Origin of the sequence: Acinetobacter calcoaceticus DSM 30006 = CIP 81.8 (genome assembly GCF_000368965.1) — a bacterium.
Lineage (GTDB): Bacteria > Pseudomonadota > Gammaproteobacteria > Pseudomonadales > Moraxellaceae > Acinetobacter > Acinetobacter calcoaceticus.
Map to the genome: position 1 here is coordinate 214,644 of NZ_KB849779.1, position 14,009 is coordinate 228,652.

At 40.4% G+C, this 14,009-nt stretch carries 15 protein-coding genes; 5 read left to right on the forward strand and 10 right to left on the reverse strand.

Features of this window, described 5'->3' with window-relative positions; translation table 11 throughout:
• The first annotated feature begins 1 nt into the window (after window position 1).
• The 4 genes from F936_RS03405 to F936_RS03420 all read left to right on the forward strand — a co-directional run bounded on the left by F936_RS03405 (window position 2) and on the right by F936_RS03420 (window position 3,882).
• Window positions 2-1,450, forward strand: coding sequence for a coniferyl aldehyde dehydrogenase (locus tag F936_RS03405; RefSeq protein ID WP_003654789.1), 1,449 nt, complete (start codon window positions 2-4; stop codon window positions 1,448-1,450).
• Window positions 1,451-1,617: 167 nt separating this feature from the next.
• Window positions 1,618-1,854: a 50S ribosomal protein L28 gene (gene rpmB / locus F936_RS03410; protein ID WP_000048256.1), complete on the forward strand. Its 237-nt coding sequence runs from the start codon at window positions 1,618-1,620 to the stop codon at window positions 1,852-1,854.
• Window positions 1,855-1,866: 12 nt separating this feature from the next.
• Entirely contained in the window at window positions 1,867-2,022 is a 156-nt protein-coding gene (gene rpmG / locus F936_RS03415; RefSeq protein WP_003654787.1) for a 50S ribosomal protein L33, read from the forward strand.
• Between the two features lie 150 nt (window positions 2,023-2,172).
• Window positions 2,173-3,882 carry a cation:proton antiporter gene (locus tag F936_RS03420; RefSeq protein WP_005044924.1) on the forward strand — a complete coding sequence of 570 codons (1,710 nt, stop codon included), beginning with the start codon at window positions 2,173-2,175 and terminating at the stop codon, window positions 3,880-3,882.
• A 36-nt stretch (window positions 3,883-3,918) separates the two neighbouring features.
• Here the strand turns inward: F936_RS03420 and F936_RS03425 are convergent, their stop codons facing one another.
• The 10 genes from F936_RS03425 to F936_RS03470 form a co-directional block, all read right to left on the reverse strand.
• Complete coding sequence (locus tag F936_RS03425; RefSeq protein ID WP_003654767.1) at window positions 3,919-4,197, reverse strand: hypothetical protein; 279 nt, start codon at window positions 4,195-4,197, stop codon at window positions 3,919-3,921.
• A 112-nt stretch (window positions 4,198-4,309) separates the two neighbouring features.
• The gene (locus F936_RS03430; protein ID WP_005044925.1) at window positions 4,310-4,813 is read right to left on the reverse strand and encodes a DUF6586 family protein; all 504 of its coding nucleotides are present in this window, start codon (window positions 4,811-4,813) and stop codon (window positions 4,310-4,312) included.
• Between the two features lie 81 nt (window positions 4,814-4,894).
• A complete protein-coding gene (locus F936_RS03435) occupies window positions 4,895-5,257 on the reverse strand; it encodes an ASCH domain-containing protein (RefSeq protein WP_005044927.1) in 363 nt (120 codons plus the stop codon).
• Window positions 5,258-5,266: 9 nt separating this feature from the next.
• Window positions 5,267-5,506, reverse strand: coding sequence for an RNA recognition motif domain-containing protein (locus tag F936_RS03440; RefSeq protein WP_003654760.1), 240 nt, complete (start codon window positions 5,504-5,506; stop codon window positions 5,267-5,269).
• A gap of 72 nt (window positions 5,507-5,578) precedes the next feature.
• Window positions 5,579-7,558 carry an ATP-dependent helicase gene (locus F936_RS03445; protein WP_005044929.1) on the reverse strand — a complete coding sequence of 660 codons (1,980 nt, stop codon included), beginning with the start codon at window positions 7,556-7,558 and terminating at the stop codon, window positions 5,579-5,581.
• A 115-nt stretch (window positions 7,559-7,673) separates the two neighbouring features.
• The gene (locus tag F936_RS03450; protein ID WP_016801770.1) at window positions 7,674-8,246 is read right to left on the reverse strand and encodes an HdeD family acid-resistance protein; all 573 of its coding nucleotides are present in this window, start codon (window positions 8,244-8,246) and stop codon (window positions 7,674-7,676) included.
• 135 nt (window positions 8,247-8,381) lie between these two features.
• Window positions 8,382-9,140 carry a hypothetical protein gene (locus F936_RS03455; RefSeq protein WP_005044932.1) on the reverse strand — a complete coding sequence of 253 codons (759 nt, stop codon included), beginning with the start codon at window positions 9,138-9,140 and terminating at the stop codon, window positions 8,382-8,384.
• 88 nt (window positions 9,141-9,228) lie between these two features.
• Window positions 9,229-11,865, reverse strand: coding sequence for a type I DNA topoisomerase (gene topA, locus F936_RS03460; protein ID WP_005044934.1), 2,637 nt, complete (start codon window positions 11,863-11,865; stop codon window positions 9,229-9,231).
• Between the two features lie 35 nt (window positions 11,866-11,900).
• Window positions 11,901-12,350 (reverse strand): hypothetical protein, encoded by a 450-nt coding sequence (locus F936_RS03465; protein WP_003654749.1) that lies wholly within the window; start codon window positions 12,348-12,350, stop codon window positions 11,901-11,903.
• 148 nt (window positions 12,351-12,498) lie between these two features.
• Window positions 12,499-12,876, reverse strand: coding sequence for a winged helix-turn-helix transcriptional regulator (locus tag F936_RS03470; RefSeq protein WP_005044935.1), 378 nt, complete (start codon window positions 12,874-12,876; stop codon window positions 12,499-12,501).
• A gap of 99 nt (window positions 12,877-12,975) precedes the next feature.
• Here F936_RS03470 and F936_RS03475 point away from each other — a divergent pair, with 99 nt between their 5' ends.
• Complete coding sequence (locus tag F936_RS03475; protein WP_005044937.1) at window positions 12,976-13,986, forward strand: zinc-binding alcohol dehydrogenase family protein; 1,011 nt, start codon at window positions 12,976-12,978, stop codon at window positions 13,984-13,986.
• Window positions 13,987-14,009: the final 23 nt, after the last annotated feature.

Consider the following 14,009-nt stretch of genomic DNA (forward strand, 5'->3'; position numbering starts at 1 on the left):
GATGAACAGTCAAACAAAAACAAATCCAGAGACTCAGCTTCCTTATGATGTTAAGCATTTACATGATTTGCTTGAACATCAAAAGCTTGCTTATTTACGTCATCCGGTACCCACTGCTAAAGAGCGTATTGATCGTTTAGCTCGTCTTAAAAGAGTCTTGGTAAAATATCAAGATCAGATTGCCGACGCAATTAACCTTGATTATGGCAATCGTGCAGTTATGGAAACAAAAATTGGTGAGTTACTCACCAGTTTGGAACAAATTAAATATTACAGCAAACATCTGACAGCGTGGATGAAACCTTCAAAACGCCATATCAGTGTATTACATCAACCAGCAAAAGGTTGGGTACAATATCAACCTATGGGTGTAATTGGTATTATTACACCATGGAACTACCCATTGCTGCTTTCAGTTGGACCATTAATCTGTGCGTTGGCAGCGGGCAACCATGCCATGATCAAGATTTCTAGTGCCTCTCCAAATTTTGGGCGAGTCCTTGAAAGTGTATTAGCAGAAGCCTTTCCACAAGAATTAGTTGCTGTAGTAAATGGTGGTGGCGTTATTTCAGATGCTTTTAGTCATTTGCCTTTTGACAAAATGATTTTCACAGGCTCAACTTCTGTTGGTAAAACAGTGATGGCAGCCGCAGCTCAAAATCTGGTTCCTGTTATTCTTGAGTTAGGCGGAAAATCTCCTGCACTTGTGCATGCATCTATGGATATGAAAGATGTGGCTCAACGTATTGCTGTAGGGAAATTATGGAATGCAGGACAAACTTGTGTTGCACCTGATCATATTTTCTTACCGCGTGGAAAAACTGCTGAGTTCATCGAAAACTTTAAATTGATTGTGGCTGGTATGTACCCACATTTCCGCAATAATCAAGATTACACTTCTATTATTAATGACAAGCAATATAACCGTATTCAGGGCTACCTTGAAAATGCCCGCGATCAAGGTGCTCGTATTGTTGAAATTAATCCACAAAATGAAATTTTAGATGATGTCCGTAAAATTGCACCGACTTTAGTTACAGGCGTAACGACTGCAATGGACATTATGCAAAATGAAATTTTTGGTCCCGTTCTACCAATTTTAGAATATGACCAAATAGAAGAAGTCATCGAATTCATTAATAGTCGCCCACGTCCTTTAGCCATGTATTATTTCGACTATGATCAGGCGCGTGCTGATTATGTTGCACAGCACACCCACTCAGGACATTTCGGAATCAACATGGTCATTACCCATGTGGCTCAGGATGATTTACCCTTTGGAGGGATTGGGGCATCAGGTATGGGTAAATATCACGGACCAGAGGGCTTTTTTAGCCTTTCTCATGAACGTTCGGTGATGTCAAATCCAAAACTTTATAGTCTTAAATACATTCTTCCACCGTTCAATAAGCCCATTCATCGTTTGATTTCGAAAACCTTGTTGCGCTAACTGATCAAGGCATGATCTGTTATACTAAATCATGCCTCGTTTTTACCAATTCCGCTTGTCTTTTAATCGTATTTTTGGTATAAAACGCCCCTTGAATGAATTCATCCGTTTACATTTAGTATGACTGGCCACAGATTTGCTGTTGGCTGAATCAATGGAGTTACACCATGTCTAAGGTTTGCCAAGTTACCGGCAAGCGTCCAGTCGTTGGTAACAACGTCTCACACGCCAACAACAAAACCAAGCGCCGGTTCGAGCCGAACCTGCACCACCACCGTTTCTGGTTAGAAAGCGAAAAACGTTTTGTACGTCTTCGTTTAACCACTAAAGGTATGCGTATTATTGACAAATTGGGTATCGAAAAGGTTGTTGCAGACCTTCGTGCTCAAGGTCAAAAGATCTAAGGAGTCTGAACAATGCGTGATAAGATTCGTCTCGTTTCTACAGCTGGTACAGGTTATTTCTATACCACGACTAAAAACAAACGTACTATGCCGGAAAAAATGGAAATCAAAAAATTTGATCCAAAAATCCGTCAACACGTGATTTTCAAAGAAGCTAAAATCAAATAATTTTAGCCTCGAAAAAAACGACTTCACAATGAAGTCGTTTTTTTTTGCATTTTTTTTATACGTAGCTTTTTTTTGTTAAACTTTTCTTATATTCCGCCTTGGCATTTTTTATGCTTGTCTTTAGCCTAACTCACGTAAAAGGAGTTTTTAGTGCCGCATGACGTAGATTTAATTATTTTACTTGCTGTTGGTTTCGGCGTTGCCCTCATTTTTGGCTATATTGCAGCCCGATTACGACTCCCCCCTCTTATCGGCTATTTAATTGCCGGAATTATTATCAGCCCTAATACTCCCGGTATAGAAGCAGATATTCATCTTGCCAACCAGCTTGCAGAACTTGGGGTAATGTTTCTGATGTTTGGTGTAGGGATGCACTTTTCATTAAATGACCTATTGCTCGTTCGCCGTATTGCTCTACCAGGCGCGATTTTACAAATTGCAGTCGCTACTCTATTGAGAGTTGGCGTATCCATGCTATGGGGATGGAATTTTGGCTCTGCACTCGTTTTTGGCTTAAGTCTGTCATGTGCGAGTACCGTTGTATTATTAAAAGCTCTAGGAGACCGAGGTCTTTTAGATTCAGTCAACGGTAAAATTGCTGTGGGCTGGCTGTTAGTCGAAGATTTAGTGATGGTACTGGTTTTAGTACTGCTTCCAGCCACCGCTGTTTTACTCGGCGGGAAAGCACCAGAAGGTGCTGACGGCAACATTTGGTTAACGCTTGGGATAACTTTATTAAAAGTAATTGGCTTTATTGCCTTTATGCTGATTGTAGGTAAACGTGTTGTTCCTATTATCATGCAGTTTGTTGCTCGTTTAGGTTCAAGAGAGTTATTCACCCTCACCGTTGTTGCAGCTGCTGTTTCTATTGCCTATGGGTCTTATGCCATTTTTGGAGTTTCCATGGCATTAGGTGCTTTCTTTGCGGGAATGGTTGTTAAAGAATCAGACTTTAGCCACCGCGCAGAAGAAGAAACGCTTCCATTACGCGAAATTTTCTCAATTCTGTTTTTTGTCTCTGTGGGAATGCTGTTTGACCCAAATATTCTTGTAGAACGTCCGCTACATATTTTGGCCGTTATCGCCATTATTATGGTAGGTAAAACACTTGCTGCAATGGCTTTGGTTTTATTCTTTCGCTATCCACTTAATACAGCCCTTACAGTTGGCGCGAGTTTGGCCCAAATTGGTGAGTTCTCATTTATTTTAGCAACTCTGGGTGTCTCATTAGGTTTATTAACTTTAGAAGCACAAAACCTAATTCTAGCTGGTGCTTTATTTTCAATTACGCTGAACTCTTTTATATTCTCTGCAATTGAACCAGTACAACGCTGGATTCGTGAGCGCTCTCAATTAGCTCGTCTTCTTGAACGTAGTGGTGACCCATTAGCAATGTTACCTGATGAAGTCGATCAGGCTTATTTACGCGATCAAGTCGTCATTGTGGGGTACGGCGGTGTGGGGCGACGTATTACTGAAAATTTAATTAATGAGAATATTAAAGTCGTTATTGCCGAAGAGAATCGTGAAATCGTAGAAAAACTGCGGAACTCGAATATTGCAGCAGTCAGTGGCGTTGCAACTGAGCCAAGTGTTTTAATTCAAGCACATATCATGCATGCACGGCTCTTGGTGATTTCACCTATGGATATTCTAGATATTCACCGTATTGTGGCGATTGCTAAGCAATTAAACCCTCAAATTCAGGTGTTAATTTGTGCAGAAAGTAAAGAAGAAGCGGCTATCATTCGAGATGAGAATATTGGTGAAGTGTTCTATGCTAAAGAGGAAATGGCAAAGAATATGAGCCATCATATAGTAAATCAGATCGAGCTTGCCCATCAGTCAACTATTCATTAACTGATATAAAAAGCGTACTCAAGAGTACGCTTTTTATTAGCTCAAGAATTTAGGCTGTTCGTCTACTACCTCAGCCTGCCACTCATTTACCTGCTTCTCAAGCAGTCCAAACAATGCAGCCTGAATCATATGTTGGGCAACCACAGGTGTTTGTTCACCTAAGATTGCTTTTACTTCATCGCTAAATTGAATTTTGACCAAGGGTTCATTCTCAGAACCAGCATTACGCAAGGCAAGTTCACCACCTTCGAGTTGGACTAATTCCAACACTGCTTCTTGATTTCCAAATAACTCTTTCAATTGCTGTATAGACATATACTTCCTCCATGTTTCAACATGGTGGCAAAGCACCCTTGCACTTTGCATCTCTTGTCTTATTTATATAGGCACATCCACACCAAATTTCAAGCACTAGGGCAGTTTAATTTTAGAACTCGACCATTTCATTACGAAAACCATCAATTAAATGGGTTAATTCTCGATGCCATTCACGCAAAATTTTGACATCAGGCAACCAAGATTGAGGACCTTGAGTTACTTTGATAATCAGGTTAGATGATGTCTCTTCTTCAGGGGTCGGCTCTTTGGGTTCCGGTGCATATTGGCACATACGATAAGCTCGCTTTAACTCAGCAACGAAACCATCTTTTGCCAATTGCTGCAAAACAGAGACTTCAGGAGAAACCTGCCCTTTTGTCGCCATATGTTCCTCAATAGATTTTAAGGTAGGTTGTAAATCATTTAAACGATAATAACGTACCAATTCTTGCAAGAAAGCTAACATTGCACCATGTAGGTGGAATACAGCTGCTTCACGGTGAGCTTGTATCTGCTGCACATGATCGGTCTGTTCAGCCTGTTGACACGCTAAGCGCGCAAAATAGAGCTTCTGATTGGTACGATCGGCATGATAACGAGCAACACGTGACATAACTAAACTTTCCTGTTCTAAAATCGCTATTGCAACAGCTAATCTTTAGCTTAACGACTCCATTAATAAAATCAACGTTATTTATGGTAAATCCAGCTCAACTTGATAAATTTTATGTTTAGCTAAAGTTTTTAATGGCTGCTTTATAGGACGAACATTACTTAAAACCCAAGCAAAATACCCTTCGTCCCAAGCAGTTGCACATGCTGGTTCAATTTCATCATTTCGCCAAGCATGAATAGAGTCGACATCAACCAAAGCGACAGCAACTCCCTCTTCTTCATCAGTATCTTTAACCAAAAACTTTTGGTTCTCGACAATTAATAGATCTTTGATTGGCAGTTTTGTAGGTACCCATGAACGCACTTCAAGTGTTTTTATACCTTCAGCGATACGAGTACCATTTGGCGTTACAATCGAAAGAGCTAAAAACTGTCTTTTCACACTGAAGACTTATTCTTCAGCTGCTTTAACGCGAATTCCATTGCCTTTAACTTTAAGCAGGTTTAAGCCTTTAATTGCCTTAATTGCTTCACGTGGGTTAGGCATTTCAACAAAACCAAAACCTTTCGATTTACCTGTGTCTTTATCAGTAACAAGAACACACGTTTCAACTTTACCAAATGCTTTGAATAACTCTAAAATTTCAGTTTCACTCACAGCACGATCTAAATTACGAACTAATATCTTCATTTTCTAACCTTAATTGGCAATAAAAGGGAGCAGCCAATATATTTAAGTAATCACAGTGTCTTATACAGTAGTTTAGTCTAGATCGATACCAAAACCTAAATTTACTGCTGGGGAACGGTTCCATTGCTTTTTAGCAAATGGCTGAGGTACTTGCCTATGAATCTTTGCCTGAACTAAATGTGCAGGAAGATCATTTAGGAAATAACTTTCGATTTTACGACCTTGCTCATCGTAATTGTCTTCTGACCACGTATTGAGGTTTTGCTTGGTCAAAATTAATTCATTTTCTGCACGTGTTAATGCAACATACAATACACGGCGCTCTTCCTCGACGTCATCAAAATCGCCCTGTGCCCTTGCATAAGGATATTGATTTGGCGATACATGAGGTACATAGCAGACTTTCTGTTCAGCACCTTTAGCTGAATGGATCGTAATTAAAGTGACTAAATCCTGATCAGCTGCTTTTTCAATTTCAGAAACTGAAATAGGTTCAAGAACATACTCTTCAAGGAACTCACCTAACGATGCATGTTTACGCGCAAGTTGCTTGACCAAATCAAAGTCTTTTAAGCGGCGTGACCAATCTTTAGTTTTATAATTTTGCTCGAGTTGTTCACCTAAAGCATCGAGTGCTAAGCCAATACTTGCTTCAACATGCTGCTGCAATACATCTAACTGCTTTAAAATTAAAATAGCCTGTAAAGGAACTTTTCCATGACGTTCTAGACGGTTGCAACGCTCCTCTACATCAGTAATTCCCATCAGCTCTTGAGCGAGCTTACTTGCTCCAACATCACCAATACCATCCCACAAAGTTAAGAAACGCATCCACGCCAAATCATCGTGAGGATTACTCACAATACGTAGCAGGCTAAGCACGTCTTTTACATGGGCCGACTCAAGAAGTTTTACACCACCAATAAAACGGTAAGGTAGTTCAGCAGCAATAAAAGCCCCTTCCAGATATCGTGCACTATAGCCAGAACGCACTAAAATCATATGGTCGTGCCAGCTTGCACCTTGCTGATGTCGCGTTATTAAATCCTGTGCAATCCAGTTTGCTTCTTCATACTCATTACCAAATAGGTGTAGCTGAGGCTTTTGGCCTTGACCACGATGAGCTTGCAGCTGTTTTTGATAATCAATTGGACTGTGTTCCAATAACCAATTTGATAAATCCAGAATTTCTTGAGTCGAGCGGTAATTTAAATCCAGTGTATGAATGACTGCGTCAGGTATCCGCTCTTTAAAAGAATGGATATTTTCAAAGTCTGCACCGCGAAAACCATAAATCGACTGGGCATCATCGCCAACACAAAACAACTTCACTTTGCCAATCAATGGTTGTAATAAAGCCCACTGCAAAGGATTGGTATCTTGCATTTCATCAACCAGCAGTGCCTGACAAAAACCTGCAACCCAGTTGGTGAGTGCTTCAGAATTTTGCAAATAGACAGCTACAATTGAGAGAATATCGTCGTAATCTAAAAAATTACGTTCTCTTTTACGCTGCTCATAGGTTTTCATTAAATCTGCAATTTGAGTCTTATGCTCATAGGCTTCTGGAAGCTGTTTGATTAATGCTTCAGAAAGCTTTGTTTGAGTATTTCTTGCATATGAATATAAATCGCATAGCTCTGCGGCTTTAGGTAAGACGTTATCTTTGTCTTTGCCTCTTAATAAGCGAAACATGAGCAACTGATCATCACGATCAATAATACTAAATTGATTTAACCCAAAAGCTTGTGGATTACGGCGCAGTAAATACATACAAAAAGTATGAAAAGTTGAAGCTCTCAGACCCTTTGCCTGTGCTCCCACATGTTGCTCTACTCTTGCAACAATCTCACTCGCAGCACGTCGAGTAAAAGTTAAAATCTGAATTTGGTTCGCTGGTAAGCCTTGATCAATTAAATAGGCTGCGCGCGCAACAATCGTTTTAGTCTTGCCACAACCAGCACCCGCCAAAACTAAACAGTTCTGCGCAGACGTTGTTGCTGCTTTTTTTTGCTGAGCATTTAGTTCATTAATTAATTTTGCAAGACTCATAACACATATCGCTAACACACCAAGGCATAGTTTAACAGAGCCTAGCAACGGATGGGTCTGCCCGTCCTAAAAACAAAAAGAGCACTTAAAGTGCTCTTTGAGTCGATATTATTTTTTAAGATACTGTTTTTGAACTAGATGGAAGATGTTTGATGGCTGAAGCTAAACCAAGGAAGTTAATTCCCTGAAATAAGATATCAACAGCAAGGAACATTCCCAGCACCCAAAAAGGTGAATCTTTAGAAACCAAAATTAGAATACCAGTAAATAAGGTGAGCAGTCCCGAAAACAAGGTCCAGCCCCATCCTGTAATGGGCTTAAGTAAAATTGCATTTATAGTACGTATAGCACCTGCAATGATAAGCGCTATAGATAATAGACTTGTCAAAACCACCGCTGTAGTGACTGGAGTAGAAAAAGCGTAATAGCCAGCCATGAGATACAGCACACCAAACAGTGCCCACAACCATCTACTTGCACCTTTAAAAACACTCATAGCCGCGACGAGATGTAACACACCGCCGACCATCATGAGTATTCCAAATAAAAAAACGACAGAAAAAGTCGCAAATGGCAATGAACTAAATAAAATCAGACCAAAACCAATAAGCACAAAGCCTAATATCAAATACCATTTACGGTCAGCATGTAACTGATTACGTACCAAATCATTACCTACAGTTTTCATCATGGCTACTCTTATTATCAGGTATTAGAATTTCATCTACCTAACAATAGTGATGTACTTCACACTTTTTGTCTGTATAAAATCTGCATCGTTTCTTAACAATTGATGTGGATAAAGCAGTATTTATCCACAGTTTTATTTCACCCAGCCAATTTCTCGGGCAGTAGGTAAACCTATGATCGTTTCTTGTAAATTATTGGGCATTTTACTACTCTGCTCAGATAAGGCAGTGCGACCCCCCATAATTTCAGCTTGATTTTGCGGATAAAGAGGAATTTTTTCTGGTTGACCATAACCTAGAGGATAAATCGGCTGTCCTGTTTTTAAATCATATTTGTCCTGTGCTCCAAAGCCATGTAAAAGCTCATGAACGATGACGACTTGATTTTGTGAAGCTTGTGTTTTGGTCGCAAATAAATTAACACTACCAATGCGCCCTTTTTCTAAAGCAGTCGAATGGATCAAGACCTTCTGATAATTTGGATCATAATAATTTAAGTAAAGTTTGAGTGAGGCTCCACTATCTTCAGGTTGTTGTTGTCGCCATGCATAAAACCGAAACTTTAAGCTCCACCAAATAACATGCAAGATATTGGCATTTTCAGGAACCTCTGGTGGTCGTTGCTGTAACTGTTGTCCTAAACGAATTACAAAGTTTCCTGTTTGCCCGCGATAATGCTGTGACCATTCATCTAGATAGTTTTTAATTGCCCAAAAATCTTCGTTTTTTAACTGATGAATATAGGTCTGTGTTGTCTGTAAACCATCAGCATTCACTGGATGTAGAACGACTACAACTGTGTGATTCCAATCTTGATTCTGATCTCGCCATGCCTGAACAGCAACAATCAACAAAATAATTAATAAGCATAAGACCCGAATGTTTTTCCACATTCTTATTCCCCATAAAATTAAAATTTTCTTTTATTGTTTTAGACATAAAAAATGCTAGCTGAGCTAGCATTTTTTATAGTGGGCTTGTTTAACCCTCAACCCATTTGCCATCTTGATAAATCAGGCTCCATTTGGTTTGTTTACCCTCTGGTGTTTCAGAGCCTACATATTGTGATTGATTCTTACGACTGAATTTCACAACTGCTGGATTACCTTCTGGGTCTACATCTGGTGCTTGCAAAATAAATTGATATTTTGGATCAAGCTGAGCTGCAACACTACGTAACTCAGCAACTTTTGGCGCACGTGTTTCACGAATTTTCGGGAATTTACTCGCTGCCAAGAATAAACCTGCTGCGCCATCACGTAACACAAAGAAGTCATCATGTTTCGCTGAACGTAAATGCTCCATTTTGATTGGCTCTACACGTGGAGGTGCAGGTTGACCACTCTTCAAGACTTTACGTGTATTGTCACAACTGGTACAAGCGAAATATGGACCGAAACGTCCCGTCTTAAGCTGCATTTCACCATCACATTTGTCACATGGGATCGTTGGGCCATCATAACCCTTGATCTTGAACTCTCCTTCTTCAAGCTCAAAACCATCACAGTCCGGGTTGTTACCACATACGTGCAGTTTACGACCACCATCAATCACATAGCTGTCCATGGCTGTGCCACATTTCTCACAGCGATGCTTTGACATCAAGTCTGCTGTTTCTGCACCATCATCATCAGATAGAGCAGCTAACGACTCAACAGGTGTTAAGTTCAGTGTACCTTTACAACGTTCTTTAGGCGGTAGGTTATAGCCAGAACATCCTAAGAATACACCAGTTGTACCCGTACGAATCTGCATTGGACGTGAGCATTCAGGGCAATGTACTGCTGGTACTTCAACCGGTTGGTTACGGCGCATTCCCTGCTCACCCTGAGCATTGGTTAGGCGTTTCTTAAAGTCGCCATAGAAAGTGTCTAGCAACTCTTTCCAGTTACGCTCGCCTGTTGCAACCTTATCAAGCTGACCTTCAAGATCTGCCGTAAAGGCATAATTCATCAGGTTATTAAAACTTTCATCCAGACGATCCGTCACAATTTCACCCATTTTTTCGGCAAAAAGACGACGGTTTTCTAACTTAACGTAACCACGTTCCTGAATGGTAGAAATAATAGCTGCATAGATCGAAGGACGGCCAATACTACGTTTTTCAAGCTCTTTAACTAAAGATGCTTCAGTAAAACGTGCAGGTGGTTTAGTAAAGTGCTGACTTGGATCTAACTTTTCTAATTTTAAAATTTCGCCTACTTTAATTGCAGGTAAAATAATATCGTCATCTGACTTATTCGCGCCACGTACTTTAGTGAAGCCTTCAAATACAAGCGTACGGCCTTTTGCCTTTAACTCAACATTCGCTGCTTCAACAATCAAAGTAGAAGATAAATATTCTGCTGGTGTCATTTGACACGCAACAAATTGACGCCAAATCAAATCATATAGGCGTTGAGCATCACGCTCTACACCCGCAAGCTGATCGCCAGTAAGCGCAACATTTGACGGACGAATCGCTTCATGGGCTTCTTGAGCACCCGCTTTGTTACCATAGCGGTTTGGCTTTGCTGGTATATATTTTTCACCATATTGGCTTTCAATATGAGCACGTACCATGCTTACTGCATCATCACTCAAGAAAGTTGAGTCAGTACGCATATAGGTAATAAAACCTGCCTCATACAAGCGCTGCGCCAGCATCATGGTTTTCTTTACAGAAAAGCCTAAACGCGTACTTGCAGCTTGCTGTAACGTTGAAGTGATATAAGGTGCACTTGGATTGACCTTAGTCGGTTTATCTTCACGCTGTGCAACTTTATATTCAGCACCCTTTAGAACATCTAATAAAGCATCAGTTTCAGCTTTATTTTTCAGTTTAAGTGTTTTACCAGCCTGTCTAAATGCTTCAAGACGAATATCATCTTTTTTGGACTGAGTATCTGCAAAAACTTGCCAATATTCTTCTGGAATAAATGCACGAATTTCACGCTCACGCTCTACAACCAGTTTCACTGCTACTGACTGCACACGTCCGGCAGATAAACCACGGGCAATTTTTTCCCAAAGTAATGGCGACACCATAAAGCCCACTACACGGTCTAAGAAACGACGTGCTTGTTGAGCATTTACACGATTTAGATCTAGACGTGTTGGTTGTTTAAATGCTTCTTGAATGGCATTTTTGGTAATTTCGTTGAACACCACGCGGTGATAACGACTGTCATCACCACCGATAACTTCTCTTAGGTGCCAAGCAATGGCTTCCCCTTCTCTATCCAAGTCCGTTGCGAGATAGATTGCATCGGCATCTTTGGCGAGTTTTTTGAGTTCAGCTACAACATTTTCTTTACCAGGCAGAACTTCGTAATGAGCTTCCCAACCATGCTCAGGATCAACCCCCATACGATTAACTAAAGCCTGACTAGCTTTTTGTTCTTTTTCGGCTTCGGTGAGTTTAGTCCGGGCAGCCGGCTTTTTCTCTGTTGATTTACTGCCGCCTGTTGGCAAGTCACGTACGTGACCTACAGAAGACTTTACAATGAATTGCGACCCCAAATATTTATTGATGGTTTTCGCTTTGGCAGGCGACTCCACAATCACTAAGGCACGTTTAGGTGCAGCAGGTGCAGTAGATGCTGTGCTTTGAGATGCAGAGCGCGAGGTATTCGCCATATAAAATGTTATTCCTATACCAATAAATTTAAAAATCAGGCTTTAGCCAAGGCCAACAGATAAGCCTTCATCTCATCTAATTGTGTCGCTCTTAGGTCTGATTCCTCATCCCAATAAAGCCCTACACAGTTTGCCTGCATATCAATAGCATAAATCCCTTTTAATGCAATGGGAGAATCATTAAATTTCTCATCACCCTGAATTACTTTTAACTTGCCGTCTATAACGCGAGCACGCATTAAAGATAAACGGGCATCAGGAATCAATACACTATAATAAGCAACCATGCTGGCACGTTTTTCAGTAGCCATTGGGACATGTGTCCATTCAGGTGCAACGATTACACGTGGATGTAACCCTATTTTACGGGCTTTATCTCGCATAATACCAAGTGCCTTTTCACGTGGGCTCACTCTTAAACCAAAAATGGAGCCTAGTACGAAAAGAACAATGATAACGGTAACCCAAATTCCCATATTGTCCATAGCAAAACCTATTAATCTCTTTTATTAGAGTTGCATAAGCTGACCAGAAAACGCAAGTTACATCATAAAAATAATGCCCGATAAGATCGCAAGGCCCAAAATATTGGTATTTCAAGGTGCAAATTGCCGTGAGATTATTTAAATATGTTTAAGGGTTCTGATCGCTCGCAACCAATGCCAATTTACCAAATTGATCAAGATGGGCATCTCCCCATAGTTTTAAAGCAAACAAAATTTGCTCTAGACTCCGCCCTAAATCAGTTAGAGAGTACTCAACCTTAGGCGGAACTTGAGGATAAACTTCCCGATGGATAATTCCATCTTGTTCTAACTCACGTAACTGATTTGTCAGCATTCTTTGGGTAATGCTTGGAACACGCTTTCGGATTTCATTAAACCTTAAGGTGCCTTCATTAAACAAATGCCAAAGGATGACGCATTTCCACTTTCCATCAATCAAACTAATGGCTGCTTCAACTGAACAACCCGGAGAGCAATCAAAACTTGAATGTCGTGCTTTTGCCATTTTACAGTATCCTTTTTGACACTATGAGCGTTATTTGTCTGTAGTCACCCAATTTAAGCTTACGTTATGATCAAACTCCCAACAAGAGGAATTATTATTATGAAAGCTGTGGCATATCAAAAAGCAGGTCCCATTACATCACCAGAGGCACTGGTTGACGTCGAACTAGAGACACCTGTTGCAGAAGGTCATGATCTACTTGTCCGTGTCCAAGCGGTCTCTGTGAACCCTGTAGACACAAAAATTCGTAAGAATGTAAGCACAGATAATAATCAGTGGAAGACTCTTGGCTGGGATGCGGTAGGTGTCGTTGAAGCGATTGGAGACAAAGTCTCACAATTTAAAGTCGGAGATGTGGTTTGGTATGCAGGTGCACTCAATCGCCAAGGCAGTAATAGTGAATTACAGTTGGTTGATGAACGCATTGTGGGTCATAAACCAAAAACCTTAGAACCTACAGAAGCAGCGGCCCTTCCTTTAACCGCAATCACGGCGTGGGAAATGCTATTTGATCGGTTACAGGTCCCAAAAGTTGCCCCAGAAAATACATCAATATTAGTGATTGGGGGAGCTGGTGGAGTAGGCTCAATCACAATTCAGCTACTCAAACAGTTGACCAATCTCACTATTATTTCTACCGCTTCACGAACCGAAACTAAAGAATGGGTTAAGCAACTCGGTGCTGATTATGTACTAGATCATAGTCACCCTTTAACGGCACAAATCAAGCAATTAGGTTTAAATGCACCTTTATATGTGTTCTCGACTACCCAAACAGATCAACATTTATCGGATATCGTAGAGTTGATTGCACCACAAGGTCATTTTGGCTTAATTGATGATCCGGCACAGTTAGATATTAAACCTTTTAAATCTAAGTCTGTATCAGTGCACTGGGAATTTATGTTCACTCGTTCCATGTATCAAACCCAAGACATGGTTAAACAAAGTGAATTACTCAGTGAGGTTGCCGAACTTGTTGACGCTGGTAAAATCAAGACCACTGTTTCGCAAGTTTTAAGCCCAATTAATGCTCAAAACCTAAAACTGGCTCACCAACAAATTGAAAGTGGTACAACAAAAGGGAAAATTGTATTGCATGGTTTTTAAGCAAAATTCATAAATATTCCCTA

Bases quoted from the DNA above. Each gene is read 5' to 3' on its own strand.
- F936_RS03405 (WP_003654789.1), top strand. From the start codon at position 2: ATGAACAGTCAAACAAAAACAAATCCAGAGACTCAGCTTCCTTATGAT.
- rpmB (WP_000048256.1), top strand. From the start codon at position 1,618: ATGTCTAAGGTTTGCCAAGTTACCGGCAAGCGTCCAGTCGTTGGTAAC.
- rpmG (WP_003654787.1), top strand. From the start codon at position 1,867: ATGCGTGATAAGATTCGTCTCGTTTCTACAGCTGGTACAGGTTATTTC.
- F936_RS03425 (WP_003654767.1), bottom strand. From the start codon at position 4,197: ATGTCTATACAGCAATTGAAAGAGTTATTTGGAAATCAAGAAGCAGTG.
- F936_RS03430 (WP_005044925.1), bottom strand. From the start codon at position 4,813: ATGTCACGTGTTGCTCGTTATCATGCCGATCGTACCAATCAGAAGCTC.
- F936_RS03440 (WP_003654760.1), bottom strand. From the start codon at position 5,506: ATGAAGATATTAGTTCGTAATTTAGATCGTGCTGTGAGTGAAACTGAA.
- F936_RS03445 (WP_005044929.1), bottom strand. From the start codon at position 7,558: ATGAGTCTTGCAAAATTAATTAATGAACTAAATGCTCAGCAAAAAAAA.
- F936_RS03450 (WP_016801770.1), bottom strand. From the start codon at position 8,246: ATGAAAACTGTAGGTAATGATTTGGTACGTAATCAGTTACATGCTGAC.
- F936_RS03455 (WP_005044932.1), bottom strand. From the start codon at position 9,140: ATGTGGAAAAACATTCGGGTCTTATGCTTATTAATTATTTTGTTGATT.
- topA (WP_005044934.1), bottom strand. From the start codon at position 11,865: ATGGCGAATACCTCGCGCTCTGCATCTCAAAGCACAGCATCTACTGCA.
- F936_RS03465 (WP_003654749.1), bottom strand. From the start codon at position 12,350: ATGGACAATATGGGAATTTGGGTTACCGTTATCATTGTTCTTTTCGTA.
- F936_RS03470 (WP_005044935.1), bottom strand. From the start codon at position 12,876: ATGGCAAAAGCACGACATTCAAGTTTTGATTGCTCTCCGGGTTGTTCA.
- F936_RS03475 (WP_005044937.1), top strand. From the start codon at position 12,976: ATGAAAGCTGTGGCATATCAAAAAGCAGGTCCCATTACATCACCAGAG.